Annotated in this window: 1 protein-coding gene; it reads right to left on the bottom strand. The window is 55.9% G+C overall.

The window, feature by feature from the left end:
* Positions 1-65 precede the first annotated feature (65 nt).
* A partial coding sequence (locus tag ACYQ4O_RS13170; protein ID WP_460175894.1) for a hypothetical protein occupies positions 66-254 on the bottom strand: 189 nt, incomplete at its 5' end.

Raw genomic sequence — 254 nt, 5'->3', positions numbered from 1 at the left:
CGCCGTTTCGCCAGATTAGGGTTGTATTCTCTCCGCTTTATGGCGATTTGTTAATGAAGCGCCCACTACGGAACCGTACGGTGGGTGCTGTGAGAGGGGGACGGGGCAACCCAACCCTCTACTCGATTGTGCGCCCAGCAGGGCGTCTCTCTATAGGGTGCAAATCCCGAACCTGCCCGATGAGGGGAAAGGTTAGCGACTCGGCAAGGGTTCAACGGCGACGTTGAATCTGAAGGAAGCTGATAGCAAAATGC

The organism is Turicimonas sp. TL08, from assembly GCF_054660695.1.
Note: the sequence above shows the minus strand (reverse complement) of the source record. Positions and strands in the feature narration are given on the sequence as shown.